Origin of the sequence: Lactobacillus sp. ESL0677, from assembly GCF_029392875.1 — a bacterium.
Classification (GTDB): Bacteria; Bacillota; Bacilli; order Lactobacillales; family Lactobacillaceae; genus Lactobacillus.
Genome location: NZ_CP113946.1, coordinates 1867938 through 1887444 on the forward strand (window position 1 = coordinate 1867938; position 19507 = coordinate 1887444).

17 protein-coding genes and 1 pseudogene are annotated in these 19507 nt (G+C 36.4%); 8 read left to right on the forward strand and 10 right to left on the reverse strand.

The window, feature by feature from the left end; genetic code table 11:
- Positions 1–333: 333 nt before the first annotated feature.
- Positions 334–1176 (reverse strand): helix-turn-helix domain-containing protein, encoded by an 843-nt coding sequence (locus OZX76_RS09125; RefSeq protein ID WP_277179644.1) that lies wholly within the window; start codon positions 1174–1176, stop codon positions 334–336.
- A 146-nt stretch (positions 1177–1322) separates the two neighbouring features.
- The gene (locus tag OZX76_RS09130; protein ID WP_277132227.1) at positions 1323–2165 is read right to left on the reverse strand and encodes an Rgg/GadR/MutR family transcriptional regulator; all 843 of its coding nucleotides are present in this window, start codon (positions 2163–2165) and stop codon (positions 1323–1325) included.
- A 118-nt stretch (positions 2166–2283) separates the two neighbouring features.
- Between OZX76_RS09130 and OZX76_RS09135 the strand changes: the two genes are divergently transcribed.
- The 4 genes from OZX76_RS09135 to OZX76_RS09150 all read left to right on the forward strand — a co-directional run bounded on the left by OZX76_RS09135 (position 2284) and on the right by OZX76_RS09150 (position 6966).
- On the forward strand, positions 2284–3543 hold the full coding sequence (locus tag OZX76_RS09135) for an MFS transporter (protein WP_277179646.1): 1260 nt from the start codon (positions 2284–2286) through the stop codon (positions 3541–3543).
- Positions 3544–3992: 449 nt separating this feature from the next.
- Positions 3993–4220, forward strand: coding sequence for a type II toxin-antitoxin system RelE/ParE family toxin (locus OZX76_RS09140; RefSeq protein WP_277181543.1), 228 nt, complete (start codon positions 3993–3995; stop codon positions 4218–4220).
- Positions 4221–4224: 4 nt separating this feature from the next.
- On the forward strand, positions 4225–4458 hold the full coding sequence (locus OZX76_RS09145; RefSeq protein ID WP_277179648.1) for a helix-turn-helix transcriptional regulator: 234 nt from the start codon (positions 4225–4227) through the stop codon (positions 4456–4458).
- Between the two features lie 498 nt (positions 4459–4956).
- Positions 4957–6966: a DNA topoisomerase gene (locus OZX76_RS09150; RefSeq protein WP_277179649.1), complete on the forward strand. Its 2010-nt coding sequence runs from the start codon at positions 4957–4959 to the stop codon at positions 6964–6966.
- An 8-nt stretch (positions 6967–6974) separates the two neighbouring features.
- On the opposite strand, the gene OZX76_RS09155 is transcribed toward OZX76_RS09150, so the two are convergent.
- Positions 6975–7817 (reverse strand): Rgg/GadR/MutR family transcriptional regulator, encoded by an 843-nt coding sequence (locus OZX76_RS09155; RefSeq protein ID WP_277179651.1) that lies wholly within the window; start codon positions 7815–7817, stop codon positions 6975–6977.
- A gap of 129 nt (positions 7818–7946) precedes the next feature.
- Here OZX76_RS09155 and OZX76_RS09160 point away from each other — a divergent pair, with 129 nt between their 5' ends.
- Positions 7947–9203 carry an MFS transporter gene (locus OZX76_RS09160; protein ID WP_277179653.1) on the forward strand — a complete coding sequence of 419 codons (1257 nt, stop codon included), beginning with the start codon at positions 7947–7949 and terminating at the stop codon, positions 9201–9203.
- Between the two features lie 44 nt (positions 9204–9247).
- Here the strand turns inward: OZX76_RS09160 and OZX76_RS09165 are convergent, their stop codons facing one another.
- Complete coding sequence (locus tag OZX76_RS09165) at positions 9248–9532, reverse strand: hypothetical protein (RefSeq protein ID WP_277179655.1); 285 nt, start codon at positions 9530–9532, stop codon at positions 9248–9250.
- A gap of 34 nt (positions 9533–9566) precedes the next feature.
- Positions 9567–10499, reverse strand: coding sequence for a cytochrome C5 (locus tag OZX76_RS09170; RefSeq protein ID WP_277179656.1), 933 nt, complete (start codon positions 10497–10499; stop codon positions 9567–9569).
- 126 nt (positions 10500–10625) lie between these two features.
- Between OZX76_RS09170 and OZX76_RS09175 the strand changes: the two genes are divergently transcribed.
- Complete coding sequence (locus OZX76_RS09175; protein ID WP_277179658.1) at positions 10626–11870, forward strand: MFS transporter; 1245 nt, start codon at positions 10626–10628, stop codon at positions 11868–11870.
- 83 nt (positions 11871–11953) lie between these two features.
- Here the strand turns inward: OZX76_RS09175 and OZX76_RS09180 are convergent, their stop codons facing one another.
- The 5 genes from OZX76_RS09180 to OZX76_RS09200 form a co-directional block, all read right to left on the reverse strand.
- Positions 11954–12784 carry a histidine phosphatase family protein gene (locus tag OZX76_RS09180; protein ID WP_277179660.1) on the reverse strand — a complete coding sequence of 277 codons (831 nt, stop codon included), beginning with the start codon at positions 12782–12784 and terminating at the stop codon, positions 11954–11956.
- Between the two features lie 12 nt (positions 12785–12796).
- Positions 12797–14242: a 6-phospho-beta-glucosidase gene (locus OZX76_RS09185; protein ID WP_277179661.1), complete on the reverse strand. Its 1446-nt coding sequence runs from the start codon at positions 14240–14242 to the stop codon at positions 12797–12799.
- 24 nt (positions 14243–14266) lie between these two features.
- Positions 14267–16243 (reverse strand): beta-glucoside-specific PTS transporter subunit IIABC, encoded by a 1977-nt coding sequence (locus OZX76_RS09190; RefSeq protein WP_277179664.1) that lies wholly within the window; start codon positions 16241–16243, stop codon positions 14267–14269.
- A gap of 132 nt (positions 16244–16375) precedes the next feature.
- Positions 16376–17266: a PRD domain-containing protein gene (locus OZX76_RS09195; protein WP_277179666.1), complete on the reverse strand. Its 891-nt coding sequence runs from the start codon at positions 17264–17266 to the stop codon at positions 16376–16378.
- A gap of 205 nt (positions 17267–17471) precedes the next feature.
- Positions 17472–17930 carry a MarR family winged helix-turn-helix transcriptional regulator gene (locus OZX76_RS09200; RefSeq protein ID WP_277179669.1) on the reverse strand — a complete coding sequence of 153 codons (459 nt, stop codon included), beginning with the start codon at positions 17928–17930 and terminating at the stop codon, positions 17472–17474.
- 93 nt (positions 17931–18023) lie between these two features.
- Here OZX76_RS09200 and OZX76_RS09205 point away from each other — a divergent pair, with 93 nt between their 5' ends.
- Complete coding sequence (locus OZX76_RS09205; protein WP_277179671.1) at positions 18024–18665, forward strand: DUF6198 family protein; 642 nt, start codon at positions 18024–18026, stop codon at positions 18663–18665.
- A 356-nt stretch (positions 18666–19021) separates the two neighbouring features.
- Positions 19022–19282, forward strand: a pseudogene (locus OZX76_RS09210) (transposase); the annotation flags it as partial.
- Between the last annotated feature and the right edge of the window lie 225 nt (positions 19283–19507).

Consider the following 19507-nt stretch of genomic DNA (forward strand, 5'->3'; position numbering starts at 1 on the left):
AAAACTAGAGCTAAACTAATACTAAAAAATATCGGAATTATAATTTCCAAATTACATTTTGCTAACCAATTTTCAATCGGTAATACTTCTAAAGCCAGAATGATAATTAAAAATATACTCAATCTTTTCCCCTTCTCAATCATTCTTACTGTTTCCATAATCCTTTATCACTTACATTCTTAGTATATTAAAGAAAATCAATTTAAATAAAAAATGGCAAATTTGACAATTTTAGTCATATTCGCCATTTATTTATATTCTTCAACAAAATATTCTTGCATTCTAAAAAGAAACTATTCATCATAACCTGAAAATAAGTGCGTAATACTCTCTTTAGCTGTTTATCAGCTCTTCTAGTTCCTTACCATACTCTGGCATGCCGGCAATTTTGATAGTTTCAGCGATTCCTTTTACTTCATCAAGATACTGCTTATTCTGATCGAAATGATACTTGATGATGTCTTCAAAGGCTGGAGCAATAGCCTTATAAAAGAATACATCTGGTTTAGTTTTTATTTGTTGCTCACTATTAATAAAAAATTCTGTTTCTTCAAATCTCTTATTACGAATACATAAAATCATCATATTAATAATTACAGCTAAGACCAATTTTTGAATTCTTATACTACTTGATCCAATAAATTGCTTTACTAGTCTTTTTGAAATTACCAAGTTACTATCTAAATCATAAAAGCTCATAAGATTGCAATACATATTTAAATTGTCAGAACTAAAATGCGAAATATTAAAAGTTTTTTCTTTCATTTTATCTATAATGTTTTTATCTATACTAGAAAGATCTTTATTAAGCATTGCAATTAAAATATCGATTGTATTTAACTTATCTTCTTTATTTGGAAATTTGCTTTCAGCAACAAAATTCCGTACTTGTTGTAAATCATGGACAGAATCTTGAAAATAGGCTTCGTCAATCATTTTATCAATTTCTTGATTTTCATCGTGGACAGATTGATCCTGATAATTTAATTTACCAAAAAAATCAATTAATGGAACTTTATTAGCATGCAATAAATCAACCAAATCTTCCGCCGAGATTCTGCTTATTTTTTTTTCGACTTTAGCATAAAATGATGGACTTATTATATTTCCAGCCCATTCTTTTTGCGTTTTCTTTTGTTGAATACGGTAATCCTTAAGTAATTCGCCAATTGTCATTATTATTTTCTCCCTTAAATTGTCAGACATGATTACTAATTGTCAAATATGACACTTCTAAATTTTATTATCTATACAAATTCAATTTAAGTTCCAATCACTTTTCACTTTTTGCATAACCTGAGAATGAACGCGTAATACTCTCTTTAGTTATTTGTAAACTCTTCAAGCTCCTTACCATAACTTTCCATTCCAACAATTTTTATAGTCTTTGCTATTTCTTTTACCTCATCAAGATGTTGTTCATTTTGATCGAAATGATACTTAACGATGTCTTTCAAGGCTGATATTACCATCTTGTAAAAAAATATTTCTGGCTTTATAGTGATCAAATTTGCACTATTAATATAAAATTCAGTTTTTTCAAATTGCCCATTTCTAATACAAAAAACAAGCATATTCACAATTATACCTAAGATTACTTTTTGTATTTTTTCTTCATTGGTACTTCGAAATTGCTTTATTATCTTCTTTGATATAAACAAATTACTATCCAAATCATAAAAGCTCATAAAATTGCAATACACAATTAAGTTTTCTTCATTAAAGTTTGAAATATTAAATACTTTTTCCTTTATCTTTTTTATTGTTTTTTTATCTAGACTATCAATACTTTTACTGCCTATTGCGATATATACATCAATTGCAAGTATTTTATCTTCTTTATCGGGTAAATCACTTTCCGAAACAATTTTTCGAATTTGCTGTAATTCTTCTTTCGAGTTTTGATAATATGCTTCTGTAATAAATTGATCTATTTCTTCTTCCTGTTGATGTAATGATTGATCTCCCTGATTTAATTTGCTAAAAAAATTAATTAATGGAACTTTATTAGCATGCAACAAATCCACCAAGTCTTCTGCTGAAATTCTACTTAAATTTTTCTCCACTTTAGCACAAAATGATGAACTTATTACATCTCCAGCCCATTCCTTTTGCGTTTTCTTTTGTTGAATACGGTAATCCTTAAGTAATTCGCCAATTGTCATTATTATTTTCTCCCTTAAATTGTCAGACATGATTACTAATTGTCAAATATGACACTTTTCTCTACTTTTATTATAGCCAAAATATAATGAATACAAGATTAAATAAAGGAGAAAAATTATGGACATTTTTTTAAAGAATAAAAATTATCGAAAATTCACAATTGCAAGTTGGCTATCTAGTGCTGGTAACATTCTTTTCTACTTAGCATTAATGACCTATGCTAGTAAACTTAAAAATTACGCCTTAGCTTTGTCATTAATTTCAATTATGGAAGCCGTTCCTGATTTACTTCAAAGTATCGGCGGCTACTTCGCTGACCGGACCAAAAATAAATTTCAAGTTATTATTCGTTTAGCAATCATCCGCTTTATTCTATATATGATCGTAGGTGCATTATTCGTCACTAACATTGCTGGTTGGAATTTAATATTGCTGGTGATTGCTATTAACTTCATTTCTGATGTTTCTGGCATGTATTCCAGTGGCTTGCAAACACCATTAATTGTTGGTTTAGTTGGGGAAAAAGAAGTATCTGTAGCCGAAGGATTCACAGGTGGCGTCTCCCAATTAATTTCAATGGGTGCACAATTTGTTGGCTCAGCCTTGCTGTTATTTATGTCATATTCTTCTTTAGCCATTGTTAACGCCCTAACCTTCTTAGTAGCTGGTTTAATCTACGCTAATATTGCTAAAAATATTGCCAAGACACCTGCTAAAGATGAACTCCAAACCGTTAATGATCAAAATTTCTTGGCAACTTTTAAATCTTCATTTAATCAGGCTAAGCAAGCTCACGGTTTGCTAACAATCGTTATAGTAGTTGCATTGCTAAATGGCGTTTTGTCTGCACTAGAACCATTAATTTCAATTTCTTTTGCAGCTAATAAAAACATGTTAATTGGTACCTTCAGTTTTACCATTGCAATTTTTGGAGCTGTCGTTTCTATTGGTACAGCACTGGGGAGTGCAATCGGTACTAAGCTACTAAAGGACACATCATTATTTATTATCATCTTACTTGATACGATTTCAGGTATCCTTATGCTCGGATCAATGCTTATGCAAAATTCAATTGCCTGCTTCATCTTCGGTGCTATTCTTGGCTTTTTTGCCGGGACTGCTAGTCCAAAATTGTATCAATGGTTAGTACAGTCAGTTGATCGAAAAATTTTAGCATCTACTATGGGAGCACTTAGTACTATTCTTGTCATCGCCGGTCCTTTAACAAATGCAATTTTTTCAAGTATTGCTGGTACAGCCGGTCTTAATTATGCCTTAATAGGTTTAATAGCACTCAGTGCTATAACATTTTTAATTACATTAATTGTTATGTTTAAAACTAGAAATAACAAACAAGCTGAGGTAACGGCTGAATAAATTAAATAAATTGTCCATAAATAATGTTAATTAAAAAATAATTAAAAATCTACTTGATTTTAATATAGCAAATGATAATATATTTATATATAAAATAAAGTAGTACCTAATGTACTGAAGAAGTGCCTAACAAATGGCAGCTTCCAGAGACATTCTATCAATAAAATGAAAAAACCAATAAAGAAGCCAATGAAATTATACAAAAAAATAACTGGTGAAAAAATCTTTTTAGTCATATGTGCTATATACACAATAGTAATGTGGCTTTCACTAGTTTTTAATTTTTATGCATTTGTTATTGAACTTAAAATAGCTGTATTGATAGCATTAGCATTTTTCCTTATAAATTGGCTTTTTATAAAATAAAAACAATTTATACTTTGAAGTGTCCCATAATAGTTAGATATAAACTAGTTACGGGGCATTTTTCAATTAGCTAGTTAAAATTACTGCAAGCTTTAGGACCTGGTATTAGACCACCACAATCTAAGGTTCTTAAGGGTTATAAATATCCTATTATGAAATTGCATACTTTACCGGATAGAATTTTTTATGCGAGTTATGACGCAAATAAATTTATTTTATTAACCCACTATACAAAAAAGCAGAATAAAACTGATAAGAAGCAAGTTGAACGAGCAATTAGTCTTTTAGAAAATTGGCTAGAAAGACAGTGATTAGATGAAACTTAATGATATTGAGAGTAGTTTTTCATCTATTTCAGAAGATGAAAAAGTAATTATTGACACGCTGGTTAAGCTTTGTGCTGAAAGGATTAAGCGTAATATTCCACAAACAGTATTTGCAAAAAGAATTGGCATAAAGCAGCCACAATTAGCTAAATTGGAAATGTTAGATTCTGTACCAACATTGGCAACATTAAATCGGTATGCAAACGGATTGGGTCCAGCTTAATCAATCGAAAAAACAGACTAAATTCAAAACCAAAAATAGCCCAGGAAAACCTGAGCTATTTTGTTTGTTTTACCTGAAAATCCGTAGAATTTCTTTGAGTAAATCAGCTATTTTGTCGAGCAAATTCGCTAATTTATCCAAATCCGCACCTAAAGCCCGCAAAGCAGGTGTTAGCTCCGTTAGTAGTAAACAAATAAGAATTATAGAAGTGCATATTTATCATGTACAAAAACGGGCTCTGCAAGTTAATTACTTGCAAGCCGGCTGAGCGATCCTAACGGATCGCTTTTTTGTTTTCTAATACACCAAAGTGTTCAGCCTCATGCCATAATCCGCTCAAATTTTTCTTTAACAATTTATTCTCACTATTAGTTAACCGTGTCTTTTGCAATTTTCTTATCCTAAAATAAATTTGTTCATTTGCCAAATACAAGATATACTAATTAGGCCAAACAAGAGTTTGCCCACAATTTTATCTTTAGCAAGGAACTGATTAACTTGAAACTTTTACTTTTAACAGAAAAAGCTAGTGCGGCGAAGAATTTTGCCAAGGCATTAGGCGGATTAAGTGGCAGCTTCAATCATGACAGCTACCAAATTGTCCACGCTCACGGCCATCTTTTACAATTCAAGGAGCCCCACGAAATGGTCACTCAGGATAAGGCCACCAAATACAGCGACTGGCACGATTTGAGCAATTATCCGTGGGACTTACTCGACTTCACTTGGGAAAAAGAGGTCATCCCCGGTATGCAAAAGACCCTGACTAATATTAAGCATGCAGCACAAAAGTGTGATGCGATTGTAATTGCAACTGATGATGATCCGTCGGGCGAAGGTGATTTGCTGGGCTGGGAAATTGTCAACGCTATTAACTGGCACAAGCAAGTTTTTCGTATTCGTTTTGCCGATGAAACAAAAGCTAACATCAAAAAGGCCTTGCAGCAAAAGGTTGACGTTACTAATCAATACCAACAAGGCGAGTTCTTAGAAGCAACTGGGCGCGAACGTTTCGACTTTGCCTCAATGCAGCTGTCGCGCATTGCCTTGATTATTGCTAGACAAGCTGGGTTTCAACCCAAGACTTTGCGGTTAGGACGTCTCAAGTCAACCATTGTTAATCAGGTTTACCAGCAAGAGACAGCTCGGCAAAATTACGTAAAAAAATCCTATTACGAAGTGCGCTTTCGTGATGCCAACCAGAATACTTTTACCCAAGTTAAAAATGCCAAATTCATGACACCAGACCAAGCTAAACTAGAATTATTAAACTTCTACAATTCCGCAATTATTGTTGACGATAAAATCGCCAAACACCAAGCGCCACCAGACCTACTTGACCTAAGTCACCTTGCAATTTTAGTCGGCAAAAAAGGTTATGCTTCCAAAGAAGTGCTTGCAACTTACCAAAAAATGTACGAAGCCGGGATTTTATCCTATCCCCGAACAGAAGATACTAAAATCACGCAGGAGCAGTTCGCAGAATTGCTGCCACTAGTTAAGCAAATCGCTCAAGTTACTCACATTGACCCCAAACTACTAACGCATACAACACTTCGGCGGAAATTTTTAGCTAAAAACGCGACCCACGGCGCTAATCGTCCAGGTCTGAATGTGCCGCGAAGCCTAACAGAAATTGAGCAAAAATTCGGTAACTGTGGCCGAGCAATTTATGAAGCAGTTGCCAAAAGTTTTTTGGCGATTTTAGCCGAAGACTATCTTTACGACCAAGAACGAGCTCACCTTGCTGACTATCCCAAATTTACTTGCACAATTAATTTGCCCCGCAAGTTGAATTACAAGCTGATTTTTGATGAAAATACCCTCAATGACACACACGCTAAGCAAGTTTTACCTTTTGGTCCAATTGCGCAGCCCTTTGTCTACGAAGGCCACAACCCCAAGCCCAAGGCACCAACACACCGATTTATTATTGATTTTCTTAAAAAAGATAAAATTGGTACTGGTGCAACTCAAGAACAAACTTTAGCCAACATCTCAACTGGCAAAGGTGCGCTAATTAAAAATACTAAAGAAAAATATTCGCTCACCTTTCCCGGCTTAGTCCAGTCAATCTTATGCGACCAAACTTACATCGCCTCTCCCCAAGTTACCGAACAATTACAAAACACAATGAGAATGGTCAAACTAGGCAAATTTGACTATCGTAACGTGCCATTTTTGATTAATCAAATTGTTAAGCATGACCTATTAATCGAGCAAAAAAATGCGGGCAATTTAAAGAAAAATCCCCAGCTGGCTAAACTGCAACCAGCTAACAAGCACGCATTTATGCCGAAGACTAAAGTTACGGGAACATGGCGCGGCAAAACTGTCGCAATCAACCAAACCTGGGGCAAACATACTTTTAACGAGCGCGAACTGCGGCAGCTTTTTGCTGGTAAGTCAATTACATTCGTCTTAAATAAACGGACAATCACTGGCAAGTTGGCTAAGCAAACCTATCGCGGTCATCAATTCGTAGGATTTAAGGCGGACTTTAACTAGCAGAATGCTTATTTATACTTTACATAAAATTTCTGCAGTTCCTCACTATATTCTGTCATCCCCGTAAATGCCAAATTGGCAATAACTGCCTTACACTGCTCCAGCAGCTTTTCATCACCAGTTCGGTGATACATAATTATATTTACCATGAATTGCAAGATATTTTTAGAAAAAAATGTCTCCGGCAATACTGTAACTTGGCCTGCATTCTCAATAAAGAAGTCTGCCTCGTCCTCACGTTGCTCCTCGATGCACTGAATGACTAAATTAGTAATCAGTCCCAGAGTAATTGCCTGCAATTTCACCTTTGGAGAATGAATGAACTGCTTAACTACCCTCTTAGAGATAATCAAATTACTATCAATATCAAATAGCCCCATGTAATTGCAGTACAAAGTCAGACTTGTTTCATCAAAATCCGCAACCTTAAAAATCAATTGTTTCAAGGCTTGTTGTTCTTCTGCCGGCAGCTTTTCATCCGTCATTTCCGCAATTTCTGCATCAATGTAGACTAAGTCATCTTCCTTATCCGCAAAATTACTTTCTTTAAACATTCGTCTGATTTTACGCAAATCTTCAACTGAATTTTTATAATTTGCTTCCGCTGCAAAATTAAACAGCTGATTTTCTCGTTCTTTATCTGTTTCTTGATTCTGATTAAGTTGCTTAAAAAATTTATCCGGTGAAATATTATTGTGGTTCAATAGCAGCAATAAATCTTCCGCTGTAATCCGATGAACATTCTTTTCAACTTTAGAATAATAAGATGGACTGACAATATCGCCAACCCACTCCTTTTGTGTTTTTAAGCTCTCTAAGCGGTACTTTTTTAATAGCTCTCCAATCGTCACTGTCAGATACTCCCTAAATTGATCAACTTGCGAATACGACATTTTGTGTCAAATACGACACTTTTGCTTTCTCCTATTTTAACTCAAATATACTAAATATATGTTAAATGAAAAAAGGAGTTATCAATCATGGGCATTTTCTTAAAGAACAAAAATTACCGTAAACTATCATTTGCTAGCTGGCTATCAACTGCTGGCGATATTCTCTTCTACTTAGCACTGATGACCTATGCTAGCAAATTGCATAATTACACGTTGGCTATCTCATTAATTTCAATTACCGAAGCTATTCCGCGATTGATTGAAAGTTTAAGTGGTTATTACGCTGATAGAACTAAGAACAAGTTCAAAATGATTGTTTGGCTAGCCATCATTCGCTTTATTCTTTATCTAATTGTTGGCTTATTATTTGTCACTAACATTGCTGGCTGGAATCTCATTCTGCTTGTTATTGGCATCAACTTTATCTCTGATATTTCCGGAATGTATTCTGGTGGTCTAACAACCCCGCTAATTGTCAATCTTGTTGGGCAAAACGAGGTAGCTGAAGCCACAGGTTTTACTAACGGTATTTCACAAATTATTTCAACAGTTGCCCAATTCGTTGGCTCTGTCTTACTGCTATACTTGTCATATTCCAACTTAGCAATCGTCAACGCACTAACCTTTCTATTTGCCGGTTTGCTCTATGCCAGTGTAGGTCATAGTTACCTTAAAACTCATCCTCAAGAAGACGTTGCAGTTAATCAGCAAGGCTTCTTCACCACCCTTAAGTCATCATTTAGTCAAATCAAAAAGGCCAACGGTCTGTTAACTGTCATTTCAGTTATTGCTTTACTAAACGGTATCTTGATGACCCTTGAGCCACTAATTTCAATTGTTGTTGCTGGGAATAAGAGCATGTTAATTGGTACTTATACCTTTACTATCGCCCTGATTGGGGCTGTAGATTCAATTGGCTTTGCTCTTGGCAGCGCGATTGGCACCATTATTTTTAAGAAAACATCATTATTCGTTATTTCACTAATTGATACGATAATTAGTGCAGGGACCACATTGGCCATTATCAACAAAAACATTATTGCTACTTTAATTTTTATTACCTTGCTTAGTTTCTTTGCTGGTGTTGCCAGCCCTAAAATGATGCAGTGGCTCGTTTCATCAGTTGACCGCACGATTTTATCCTCTTCAGTTGGCGCTTTAAATACAATCTTACAAATTGCTGGCCCATTAATGACCGCCATTTTCACTAGTATTGCGAGTACACTTGGCATCAACTACGCACTATTTGCTTTAATCATTGTTAGTGTAATTGTCTTCGCCATTATTCTTTACGTGATGAATAAGACAAAAAAGGCAACAACAAACGTGCAACCAGCAGAATAACTCATTAATCTAAAAAAGACGAGACTTCATCAAGCCTCGTCTTTTTAGTTTTGTAAATCTTCTTGAGAAATTTCAATTGACGGATAATGACCCATATCTGGCAAATAAGTATCTACTGGGCAACTATAAATCATGTAAAATTCGTCATCACTTTTATGCTCATTTAACTCCGTAAACTTTTGCTTGGCTAGTTGAACATCACTTGTCACATAAACTACACTAACAACGCCAATTGGCTTATTTTCTTTTTGTCCCACATTTCCTTTAAGAATTAACTTTAAATTACCATCCGATTTTAATGCCATCTCTACCATTTCATCAAAGTCCATTTACTAACCTCCGACAGATTAATATCAAAAAATTTTATTCAAACTGATCTTTTTTAATTACGCGGTAAATTGAAATTACTAAAACCAGTAACGCACAGCCCATTGCCACATAAGCCATTGGTCCCACGCTCACCGCCGCTTGTGCCTGCGTGTTTGACATTTGGTTTTCCATTGCGTAAGCCACAATCCACTTGCGCATTAAAGTTGGCGTTAAGACAAAGCTAATCGTGGTCACGGCCGATGCAATCAGCATTGTATTGCGAGAATATGGTTCTCTAAAAAATTGAGCCAATACGCAAAATGCTGGTGCAATCATCAGCAACAACACCCAAATCACAATCCAGCGTCCTGCACTACTGTTCATCATCTGTGCACTATTAGTTGCATACCGATATGTTCCCCACAGTTGTCCACCAGTCAATGTGTTAAGCAAGTTCAAAAAATACGACCCCTGTTGGCCATAAACACCGCCGCGATCAGACAACAATCCCTGCACAATTTGAAAACCATCGGTTGATCCAGCAGATGAAAAATCAACGTTGACCACTTTTTTCATATAAGTCGCCAAAAAGATAATGATTGCCCCACCAAACTGCAGAGCCCGCAACATACTTAATTTGCGCGATGCCTTCAATTTAAATTCCAGACTTAAAACACGATCGGGATGGTGACTGCGCCCAATAAAGTAAATACCAATCACCACCAGCACCATTAATAGAAGCAACAGCCACCACAATTTTGCCATAATGAAGAAAATTGCCAGGACAATAATTGCGACAGCAAGATATGGACGATCAGAGAAAATCTCCCAGAAATTCAACTTTAGATGGCGATAATTTGTCCGCGTTGGCACACGCAGCTGGCGCGATTGCACGTCAGAATTTTGCACCACTTTGTTCTTCTCTGCCTTACTTTCTACATATTGTTTACGATATTCACGCCTTGTTATGCGCGGATCTTTCCCCATAATGTCCTCATCCTTTCAGAAACACTATCCTAACATGTTTGCTAACCTAATTTCTTGTTTTTAGGAAATTCTTAGCAATTTTTATGTGCTAAAATAGAAAAGATTAATATTTTTTCATATAGAAGGATGATCATTTTGACGAAATCTTACAAGTTACCAGCTGGGTGGCATAAATCTTTCTATACCCTCTGGCTCGGCTGCTTTATTACAGGTATGGGCTACTCAATGACGATGCCCTTTATTTCTTTATTCATTGCTGACCTTGGTCATTATAGCAAGCTACAAATTAACCTATATTCTGGGTTAGCATTTGCCATGACCTTCATTGCACAAGCAATCGTTTCTCCTTATTGGGGCAACCTTGCTGACCGTAAGGGACGCAAATTAATGTGTATGCGCGCAAGCGGTGTGATGGCACTAACAATTACTGCTACTGGCTTTGCACCTAATGCTATTTACATTATCGTAATGCGATTTATCCAAGGTGCCTTTTCCGGATACATCAATAATGCTACGGCACTAATTGCCGGTGAAACTCCGCACCAACGCAGTGGGTGGGTCATGAGTCAAATGATGACCGCCGGAACCGCTGGTAACCTAGTTGGTCCTCTGCTCGGCGGCGTTTTGTCCAGTTTCTTCGGTAATTGGCTTGGTGGCGTTTGGGGCTATCGGATTCCCTTCTTTATTACGGGATTCTTAATGTTATTGGTATTCACTGGTTCCACCTTTCTTGTTAGCGAAGAATTTACACCAATTTCTCGTGAAGAAATGAAACCAATGGGCGAAATCATGCACACCTTGCCCAATTTAAAGTTGATTGTCGTAATGTTCATTACCACTTTACTGGTTCAAGCTGCCAACATGTCAATCGACCCGATTGTTTCGCTTTATGTCAAATCAATGATGCCCAATAGCAAGAATATTGCCTTCGTTGCTGGGGTTGTTGCCGCAACTCCGGGTCTTGGGACTTTGCTTGCTGCATCAAGCGTGGGCCACAAAATGGATGAAATCGGACCTTTGAAGATCTTACGTTTAGGCTTAATTGTCGGTGCTGTTCTCTTTGCCCCAATGGCCTTGACCCATTCACCATGGGTCTTAGCCGGATTAAGATTCTTACTTGGAATTGCTAGCGCCGCAATGCTGCCAGCAGCCCAAACGGTCTTAACTCTTAATACACCAATGGAAAGCTTTGGCCGAATCTTTAGTTACAATCAGTCATTCCAAGCTGTTGGGTCTGTCTTTGGTTCCATGATGGGATCAATTATTTCCGGTGTCTTCAATTATGCGACTGTCTTTTGGACAACGGGCTTTACCCTATTAATCAACTTCATTCTGATTATTTTCTTCAGTCTGAAAAAGCAAAGTAAATAACATTTAATGGCATTCAAAAAGTCTGGTCACAATATTTGTGATCAGACTTTTTTACTTTCTGAAAGGGGTAGTTAATAAGTTGATTACCTATCTGCTGCTTTTTTACCAGCATTGAAATACTTCAAATCACCAATAGGTCCTGCTAATTTAAATTTACCATTTTTGTAAACTAATTTAGTAACAGCATCATTAGCTATACCAACGCCTTGGTATTCTGGGTAGTCTTGAGCTGACAAGAACATATTAATCGACATCCCTGAACTAACTACAAGAACATTGCCGCCCTTCTTTTGTTGCTTCTTAGCAATTGCAGTCAATGCGGCAGTCATTCGCTTTTGAACAGTTGTTGATTGCTCAGCGCGATATTGTTCTGGCAAAGTCGTGTTCAATTTATTAGCCTTGTCTAAAGCATAATAACCGTCTTGCATCTTGTTTTGGAACAATTTACCCGTTTTAGCTTGGAAGTCAGCTACATCCTTATAACCATAGTACTCTGCGATTTCTGGGACATTTTTGCCAATATCCTGTCTACCTTCATAACTGCCATAGTTACATTCGCGCAAACGTGGATCAATCTGTAATTTAATCTTCTTATTGCCAGAATAATCCAAAGCACCTTGTGCTGTTTTTTCTTGGCGAGTTAAATCACCAGAATATGCTGCTCTAAATTTAACTCCTTTTAAACCTAAACCGAGGTATTGTGCACCTTTAACACCATTATCAGTCAAAGTGAAATCACTCCAGCCTTGAGCAAGGTGCATTACATTAGCCGTGGTTTCTCCATGCCGTGCCAAATAAATTGTTACTGGCTTATTAGCTGCTTTAGTGCTCTTAGCTTCGGTCACATTTGTACCAACTAAAAACAAAGTAATTACGCTAACAAATGAAATAAGTGTTTTGAGCCATTTTTTCATAATTATTACCATTTATCCCAAATCTTGACCGTTAGTCGCAATTACCTTCTTATACCAGTCAAATGACTTCTTCTTGTAACGCTTAAGAGTACCTTCACAATGATCGTCCTCATCAACATAGATAAAGCCGTAACGCTTGGACATTTCACCAGTTGAAGCACTGACTAAGTCAATACAACCCCATGGAGTGTAGCCCATAACATCAACACCATCATCAATTGCACCAGAAATTGCTTCGATATGTTCGCGCAAATAGTCAATGCGGTAATCATCAGCAACGTAGTGATTTTCGTCCGGCTTATCAATTGCACCAAGACCATTTTCAACAACGAAAACAGGTTTTTGGTAGCGATCAGATAGTTGGTTTAACGCGATCCGTAAGCCAATTGGGTCAATTTGCCAGCCCCAATCGCTACTCTTTAAGAACGGATTCTTAACTCCGCCCATCATATTACCATTAGCTGATTCCTGATTATCATGCGTAACATCAATTACAGATGACATGTAGTAGCTAAAGCCAATGTAATCAACAGGATACTTAGCCAGCAGATCTAATTCTTCTTGCGTGTAATCAATGTCACTCAACTTAACGCCATTACGAGCTAACAGACTCTTAGTATAAGTTGGGTAGTGACCACGTACTTGCACATCAGCACAGAAGAAGTTGTTGGCTTGGTTTTCTTGTAATGAAGCCAATTGGTTCTTTGGATCACAGTCATAACTGTAAGTAGTTGCGTATAAAATCATACATCCAATTTGTAAATCAGGGTCTAATTCATGACCAATCTTAACAGCCTTGCTACTTGCAACAAATTGGTTATGCCATGCTTGATAAATATTCTTTTTGTCGTTAGCACCATTAGAAGCTACCAATCCTTGACCCATTATTGGGAAGTGAGCAGCACTGTTAATTTCGTTAAAAGTCATCCAGTACTTAACTTTGTCGTGGTAACGAGTCAAGACTGTCCGCGCAAACCGCTCATAAAAGTCAATTAATTGCTTGTTCTTCCAAGCACCGTACTTCGTAATTAAATTCAATGGCAATTCATAGTGTGAAATCGTAATTACGGGCTCAATCTTGTACTTCAAACATTCATCAATTAAGGCGTCGTAAAACTTCAAGCCTTCTTCATTTGGTTCAGCTTCATCCCCATTAGGAAAAATCCGTGACCACGCAATTGAAAAGCGGTAGCACTTAAAGCCCATTTCTGCAAACAGTGCAATATCTTCTTTGAAGTGGTGGTAGTGGTCAATCCCAATATGGTTTGGATAAAACTTATTAGGGTCAATCGTAAAATCAAAATCAGGTTCATTAGCAAGCCACATCCGCTTTTTACCGCCTGGTAAAACATCAGGTAGTGACAAGCCCTTGCCGCCTTCTTGATATGCACCTTCTAATTGGTTAGCAGCAGTGGCGCCGCCCCATAAAAAGCCTTTAGGGAAATTATTTGTAGTCATTCTCTTAGCAACCTTTCTTTTATATTAATTTAAAGCCAACAATTTATCGGCAATCTTGACTTGACCGTCGGCAATTACCTTAACCTCATTATAATCCTTTGAGTTAGTTACGATCACAGGTGTGGTAACAACATAACCTGCCTTCTTAATTGCATCAATGTCAAATTCAATTAATGGCTCACCAGCTTTCACTGTTTGCCCCTTCTCAACTAGGGTCTTAAAACCTTTACCATCAAGCTCAACTGTGTCCATCCCAATATGAATCATGACTTCGGCACCATTAACAGATTTAAGTCCAATCGCGTGACCTGTTGGGAAGACCATGGCAATCGTTCCGTCTACTGGTGAACAAACTTTGCCGTCACTTGGTTCAATCGCAACGCCTTGACCCATCGCACCACTTGAAAACACTTGATCCTTAACATCTTTTAAATCAACAACTTCTCCAGCTAATGGTGCAACAACATCTTCCGGAGTTACAGAAGCTTTAGGAGCATCACAGGTAGCCACATCCTTGTCAATTTCTTTCACTTCTGCATTAGCGTTGCTTTCAGCAGTAGCAACAGCTGGCGCAGCTTCGCCATCAAGAGGAGCGTCAACGCTCTTTTTGCCAAATAGCATTTGGAAAACAAAGCCTAAAATTGTAGCAGCAATTATTGCCAAAATATAGCCATAAACTGTTGAATCTACACCATTTTTACCAATAGTAGCTGGGATAGTAAATATACCTAAACCACCCATCATCCAATTCTTAGTTCCAAACAGTCCAATTAATCCACCACCGATGGCTGACGCAATACAACTTAAAATAAATGGTCGCTTTCTTGGCAGTGTCAAACCATAAATAGCTGGTTCAGTAACACCGAAGATCCCAGAGATAAAAGCTGGAAATGCTAAACTCTTGGTTTTTTCATTTTTAGTCTGAAAAAACATTGCCAAAACAACACCAGTTTGTGCAAAAGAAGCTGCTTGACTCAAAATAATAATTGGGTCAAATCCTTGTGAGGCCAAATTAGCCATGGCAACCGCAACAAAGCCCCAATGAACACCAAACATAACAAATACTTGCCAAAACGCACCCATTAAGATACCGGCTAAAATTGGACTAATATTATAAACACCCACACAAATTGAAGAAATAATATTACTTAACCAAGTTGCAACAGGTCCAATAATTATAAAAGTTACTGGTAAAGTAATCAGCAATACCATAAAGGGTACAAGGAAAGTTTTAACAACATCAGGAATAATCTTCTTAGCAAATCTCTGTACCTTAGATGCAAACCAAATAGCTAAAATAATTGGGATAACTGATGAAGTATAGTTCATCGAAATTACTGGAAGTCCTAAAAAGGTTATATGGATTGGTGCTTGAAAGATTGTTCCCTTAAACAAAGTATACAAAGTAGTCTTACTAGTAGTCATAGCTACAATTGTAGGATAACATAGGGCTGCACCAATTGTTGCTCCTAGGTAGCTACTGATGCCAAACTTTTTAGCAGCCGAAATACCTAAAATAACTGGTAGAAAGTAAAACAAGCTATCACCAATTGCATTTAGGATAATATAGGTACCAGAAGTTTTTGTTAACCAACCCAAAGACAAAAACATGGCATTGAAGCCCTTAATCATCCCAGTTGCACATAAGGGACCTAATATTGGATTGAAAATCCCAGAAATCAAATCAATGAAACGATCCATTAAACTCATATTGCTGGTATCAACATAGTCATCAGCAACTGTTCCGCCATCAGAAAAGCCGCCGACTTTAATTAAAGTATCGTACACATCTGCAACATTATTACCAATGACTACTTGATATTGACCACCGGCTTTAACTAACGAAAGCACCCCATCAGTAGCTTTCATTGCGGCATCATTAGCCTTCTTTTCGTCCTTCAATTTAAAACGCAGCCGTGTCGTACAGTGAACAACGCTAGCAACATTGTCTTTACCGCCGACATTGGCAATAATTTTTTGACTTAAATCTTCGTAAGCCATTTTTTCCTCCTAAACTAAGCAAAATAAAAACTCGTGAACATAAAGAGTCTGCCCTTGCTTATTAACAAGTATGCTCTTTTATTGTTCTCGGGTTAATGCCTGCCTTACCAGTAACACACCAGATAAACTATGTTATTTGTCAGTTGTCAGTTGCTTAGTCTCGTCATCAGTATTTGAACTATTCTGTCTATGCGTTACCCGCCAGACATGCAAGGTCAGATAAACCTGATCATCAGGCTGCAACTGCCAACCAGCTTGCTTTTGTAAATAAGTACCAATCTTTAAGACCGTTTCATAAGCTGTCTGATACTTTGCCTTCATTAATTCCAGCAGCGACCGATCAAGCTCACTACCACTTTCATCATTAATACCGCAAATATGGCGAACCATAAAAGCCCGCAAGTGGGTCATGAAGCGGTTAAAATTAAATGATTCCGTGTCAAGCTGCATCCCATATTGATATTCAATAATGGCAATCACACCACGGATTAATTTAGTAATCTTAATCGTATCCTGCAGCTTAGTCTGATCTGAACCAGCATTAATAAAGTGATATGTCAGATAAACAGCTTCACTGCGTGGTAAAGTCATGCCTGTCTTTTTTTCAATCAACTTAATCGCCGTTAGGGCAACATCGTACTCTTTAGGAAATAATTTACGAATCTCCCACCGGACCGTTTCTTGTCCTAAGTCAATGCCTTCATCAGCTCTTTTAAGCAAAAAATCAATATGATCAGCTAGAGCAAAATATTGATAATCAGAAAACTTGGTCTGCAACTTTTCTGAAGCAATCTGAATGACCTCAGTTGTCAGTGCTAATGTACGCGTATCAATATCACTAATACTATTGGCCAACTCAATATTCTTCTCAACTGCGACAAACCGGCGACTAATCTTACTCTCGTCAATCTCATCACCAGCTTTTTTACCAAAGCCAATCCCGTTACCAATAACCACCCAATCAACGCCCGACTCATCAGACACTAAAGCAGCATTGTTATTAAAATTCTTGACAAATTTCACTTTGCTAACCTCTTTTTAATAAAAAAACCTATAAATAACCAATAGCAGATTATGAGTTATTGTTTATTTATAGGTTTATGCCTGATCGAATCAGTAACACGCTTATTTACTCTTAAAATTATAAATCAGTATTAAAGCGATTTCAATAGTTATTTACATATTTTTTATCAGCGTTATTCTTTATTAATTAATTATTCTAGTAAAATTAATTATGCTTATTAACAACTGATGATACATTAGTATCACGAAAGCAAATAGCTTGATACCCCATTTCTAGTTGTTTAAAAAATTCAGTAGTATTTAATTCTTGATGTTGTGCAAATAAATTCTGCCACCACGTTTCCATCACCTGTTTTAATTTAAGTACTTCACTTTTACCGTTAGTTGTAGCTGTAATCCGCTTAACACGTCCATCAGCACTATCTTTATTACGTGTAATCAATTTCTGGTGCAATAATACTTGCAAATCTTTAGCTAACAAACTAGGATCAATCACCATTTGTTGAGCTATCTCACGCTGCATCAAATTAGGATGCTCAACAATAAATAATAGCAAATCACTTTGGGTTGCTCGTAAGTTCAAATTTGCAAGCTGCTGGTTAAATTCATTTTTGGATTGCCGATAAATACCAGCAATAAATTTACTTAAATAATAATATTTCATACATACCTCTAGTCAATTAATGGACTTATCCACTAAATTGATGATAAACTATAATATAAATTAATCATTTATATTATAAAGGAAGTTGCTAATTTGGAAAACAGTTTAATCAAAGCTTTTCACCCTCGTAATCTATTAATTTTATTTTGTGGTCTAAGTATCATGGCAATTGGTGTATCCTTGTCAAAGCTGGCTGCTCTAGGAACATCGCCAATTGCCAGTATCCCTAATGTTGTCAGCTATCTTTTACCAGTATCGATCGGCAATTTAACCATTATTTTTATGATAATCTTAGTTTTATTAGAGGCCCTGTTTTTAAGAAGAGATTTTAGTACTCTCAATTTACTTCAGATTATTCCGGGAAGTTGCTTTGGCTTTTTAATTGATTTTTTCATGAAAGTTTTCAGTTTTGTTAAACCACATAATTACTTAGAACAAATTAGTTTAACAATCTTAAGTATTGTCATATTAGCAATTGGTGTATTCTTAGAGATATCTTCAAGTTCAATTATTTTACCCGGAGAAGGTTTGGCCAGAGCAATGGCTTGGTCATTAAAGAAAAAATTTGCAGTTACTAAAGTAATTGTTGACTTTAGTATGGTCGTTATTGCATTAGCAATTGCACTAATCTACTTTCATTCTTTAGTTGGTATTCGTGAAGGAACAATTATATCCGCTCTTTGTGTTGGCCCACTTGTAAAACTATTTCGCAGTATCAAAAGTAAGTTAAGCTAATAAAATAGCGCTCCTGCTAAGTTAAAAATTATCAGAAGCCCCACTATGTTGACTTCTTAATTTGAAAAATATTATTTTTCAGTATATTACTTTAATAATTAATTTAGTTCAATTTTATTATAAATCTGAAACTTGAAAGCTAGCAGTTACCTAGAATAGCGTGTTAGTGTCAACTTTTTGTGGGTAATAATCTTTAAGCCTTCACCTGCTGCTATTTGTAGTTTTCGCTTTTAAATTATTTGCTCGGGTAAATCAAATGGCTGATCAAGTCACATTTTGCTAGAAAATCTTTATGCCGTTTTGATCAACCGGCAGAAATTACTTTGTTTGGCTACTACCAAACATCAATTGCGGTCAAAAAAATTATTCAGCTTTATGGCAGCAGATGGCAAATAGAGACTTTCTTCAAAGCAGCTAAGCAGTATCTAACTTTAGATAAATCACAGATTCAAAGTTATGATGGAAAATGCGGCTACTTTGCCATTACCGCCTTAACTTATGAGTTACTAGCATGGCAGCAAAGACAGACAGTTGATGAACGAACAATCGGAGATTTGTTCTATCTAATGAATGATGCATTACCAGATTTAGCCTGCGAAGAAGCATTGGTCTACCTGCTAACTGCGCTAAAAGCAGTCAAAGAAGAAATTACAAAAAAGATTGGGCAAGTAATAGATAACTTTATTAAGCTACTACCAAGATTTATCCAAAATCAGCTGGATGGACGCAAATAAAACATAATTTAGGACAAAAAAAGCCAAATCTCACAGAGGATTTGGCTAGTTTTACTGCTTTCAAGTTTCAGTTATATTCAAAAAACTTGGGTCGGGCTTGATCGCCTT

Bases quoted from the DNA above. Each gene is read 5' to 3' on its own strand.
- OZX76_RS09125 (WP_277179644.1), bottom strand. From the start codon at position 1,176: ATGACAATTGGCGAATTACTTAAGGATTACCGTATTCAACAAAAGAAA.
- OZX76_RS09130 (WP_277132227.1), bottom strand. From the start codon at position 2,165: ATGACAATTGGCGAATTACTTAAGGATTACCGTATTCAACAAAAGAAA.
- OZX76_RS09135 (WP_277179646.1), top strand. From the start codon at position 2,284: ATGGACATTTTTTTAAAGAATAAAAATTATCGAAAATTCACAATTGCA.
- OZX76_RS09145 (WP_277179648.1), top strand. From the start codon at position 4,225: ATGAAACTTAATGATATTGAGAGTAGTTTTTCATCTATTTCAGAAGAT.
- OZX76_RS09160 (WP_277179653.1), top strand. From the start codon at position 7,947: ATGGGCATTTTCTTAAAGAACAAAAATTACCGTAAACTATCATTTGCT.
- OZX76_RS09165 (WP_277179655.1), bottom strand. From the start codon at position 9,532: ATGGACTTTGATGAAATGGTAGAGATGGCATTAAAATCGGATGGTAAT.
- OZX76_RS09170 (WP_277179656.1), bottom strand. From the start codon at position 10,499: ATGGGGAAAGATCCGCGCATAACAAGGCGTGAATATCGTAAACAATAT.
- OZX76_RS09175 (WP_277179658.1), top strand. From the start codon at position 10,626: ATGATCATTTTGACGAAATCTTACAAGTTACCAGCTGGGTGGCATAAA.
- OZX76_RS09180 (WP_277179660.1), bottom strand. From the start codon at position 12,784: ATGAAAAAATGGCTCAAAACACTTATTTCATTTGTTAGCGTAATTACT.
- OZX76_RS09185 (WP_277179661.1), bottom strand. From the start codon at position 14,242: ATGACTACAAATAATTTCCCTAAAGGCTTTTTATGGGGCGGCGCCACT.
- OZX76_RS09190 (WP_277179664.1), bottom strand. From the start codon at position 16,243: ATGGCTTACGAAGATTTAAGTCAAAAAATTATTGCCAATGTCGGCGGT.
- OZX76_RS09200 (WP_277179669.1), bottom strand. From the start codon at position 17,930: ATGAAATATTATTATTTAAGTAAATTTATTGCTGGTATTTATCGGCAA.